The organism is Bacillota bacterium (assembly GCA_040754675.1).
Lineage (GTDB): Bacteria > Bacillota > Limnochordia > Limnochordales > Geochordaceae > Geochorda.
Genome location: JBFMCJ010000612.1, coordinates 1 through 2,317 on the forward strand (window position 1 = coordinate 1; position 2,317 = coordinate 2,317).

Annotated in this window: 3 protein-coding genes; all 3 read right to left on the minus strand. The window is 65.8% G+C overall.

Going from position 1 to position 2,317, the window contains the following annotated elements; translation table 11 throughout:
- Nucleotides 1-17 precede the first annotated feature (17 nt).
- Complete coding sequence (locus AB1609_21580; protein MEW6049027.1) at nucleotides 18-284, minus strand: hypothetical protein; 267 nt, start codon at nucleotides 282-284, stop codon at nucleotides 18-20.
- Nucleotides 285-501: 217 nt separating this feature from the next.
- Complete coding sequence (locus AB1609_21585) at nucleotides 502-714, minus strand: hypothetical protein (protein MEW6049028.1); 213 nt, start codon at nucleotides 712-714, stop codon at nucleotides 502-504.
- 231 nt (nucleotides 715-945) lie between these two features.
- On the minus strand, nucleotides 946-2,317 hold a 1,372-nt coding region (locus AB1609_21590), incomplete at its 5' end, for a hypothetical protein (GenBank protein MEW6049029.1).

Consider the following 2,317-nt stretch of genomic DNA (forward strand, 5'->3'; position numbering starts at 1 on the left):
AAGTCAGGGTGCTGCTTCTAGTAACTGCCGTGGATTGCCGCCTCCAGGGACCGGTCGAACCAGGCCCGGAGGATGGCTTCGGCGGCGTCCACACGGTCGGCCAGCAGAGCGGCATCGTCGTGGACCACCGGCCAGGACTCCTCCTTTACCTGCTCGCGGCGCTCATAGGTGGCGGGGACGTAGCGCAGCCGCAGGCAGGCTTGTGCGAACCTGTTGTGGTGGCCGACGTGACCGGGTCCACGGGCCGGGATGAAGCCACAGAAGGCACACGCAATTGAGGACATTTTGCGAACCTCCTTTGATCCGCCCTGGCGGTCCAGGGCGTTCTTTCTTTCTACGGGCAGCCCCCTGGCGGCGGGGCCAGGGGGCTGCGCTGCTACTTGGCGAAGGCGAAGAAGAGCATCGTGCCGAGCCAGGCGGCCAAGAGGCCGAGCAGCCCGGCGGCCTGGCGGAGAGCGGGCATGGCAGTCACCTACCTTCCGGGTCAGCGGGCCAGGCGGCCTAGCCACGAGGCAGCTTGGCGGCGGTGTGGTGGCGGCACTCGAACTCCCACACGTCGCGGGCGAGGCGAAGGAGCAGGTCCACCGCGCAGGCGGGGTGGAGGAAGATTTGCGCGGTGTAGCCGTGCCATTCGACGGCGGGGTCCTCCGTGGGCTTGCCGCAGTAAAAGCAGCGCTGGCCGTGGGCGGTGATGATGTCGGGCGATGTGAGCAAGGCAGGTCACCTCCTTTCTGCGGCGTCACCAAAAGTGTCACCAAAAGTGTCACCACAACCGTGTGTGGCCGGAAATCATTGAGCGACAAGGCTTTAAGGCCACTGTCACCAAACACATAAGGGGGAGTGGTGGGGGGTGGGGGGGTCTCTTATATAAGATTGCCGAAAACGCTTGCGGCTGTAGGCTTTAAGGCCCATTTTTGTGCTGGTGACACCTGTGGGGACACTTTTTCATGCCGAACGGGCGCCGACTGCCCCCTCGGTGGCGAGCGCGAACCGCTTCGTTTTGGGGTCGAACGCGATCTCCCCGGCTTCCCGCAGGGCCTGGAGCGCCTGCTGGAAGAAGTAGGTCCCGACACGTTCCGCGTGCGCGTACCGGGCCAACTCGCGGCGCGTCAGGGGGCCTCTCGCGGCGAGGGCGCGGCGGATTGCAGCCTCTACCTTGGCTTGCAGCGTGTCGCAGTCCAGAGGGTCGTGGGCCTGCCGGGCTTTGTGCTGCCAATCCAGCCAGGCCACCACGCTCTCCACGGTATCGGCCTCCACGGACTCCAGGTTCCCGCGCAGGACCTCGAACAAGACCATCAGGCGGAAGCCGATGCTGTCCAGCCGCACCCCATGCGCGTCTGTGGGCCTGTTGCCGTACCAGCTTTCCCACAGCTTTAGGGCCTGCTCCGGCAGCACCAATTCAACGGGACCGGGCGGCCTGGCCCGTGGTCCCTGGCCGAAGCCCGACCGGTGGTCAAGTTCCTCCAGCAGCGCTTCGACGCGGCGGCGCAGGAAATGCAGCCGGTCGTCGTCCACGTAGGGCGGCAGGGGGCAGCTCTGTTCGGAGCGACCGGGCACGATCCAAAGCCGGTTGAGCAAGCCGATCGCAAGGAACTGGTTGTCCCACATGGTCTCATACGTCTGTTCCGTGCAGGCTCCCAGCAGGCTTATGTGCGCGTCTGCGAGGCTTATTGACCCGGTCTTCACGTGGTTCTCGAACTTATTCGCCTCGAACAGCGTAGTTAGCGCCGGGAGGAGGACTTGGCCCTCAATCTTCGCCTTGGCCACGAAGGACTTCAGTTCGTCAAGCAGGATGACCGTCCTCACCGGGATGCCCGGCTTCTGGTGCGGGGCGAGCCGTTTCATCAAACCCTCTGCTGAACCGAGACCCCAAAGCTCGGCGACACGGCCCTCCAGCGCGGGGCGGAGGAAGTCCGCCGTCAGCCGGAGGGCCGTAGATTTTCTGCTCACAGCGCTGGGGGCCAGCAGGACGGTGTAGAGCCGGGGCTGCGGCCTCACCAGGGAGAGCAACGTCGCCTGCCCCGAAATCGCCGCGCCGATAATGGTCACGAAGCTCCAGAACCAAAAGACTTCCGGCGCTTCCGTCTCTTTGCCGTAAATTTCTGCGAACTCTTTTGCGACCCCCTCCGGGAACAGCGGCGGGGCGAGCGGGTCCCGCTGCCCTGTCTCCTGAATCCGCAGGGCGCGGATAGCGACCCGCGAGGCGTCCAGCCAGCGGTCCTCGCGCCGCTCGAACTTGTCCCTGTGCGCTGGTGTGGCCGCTACCAGCAGCGCCACCGTCCGGGCGTCCCGCAGCCCGGCCTCCGCCGCCAGCCGC

Coding starts and splice junctions, on each gene's coding strand:
- AB1609_21580 (MEW6049027.1), bottom strand. CDS start 284: ATGTCCTCAATTGCGTGTGCCTTCTGTGGCTTCATCCCGGCCCGTGGA.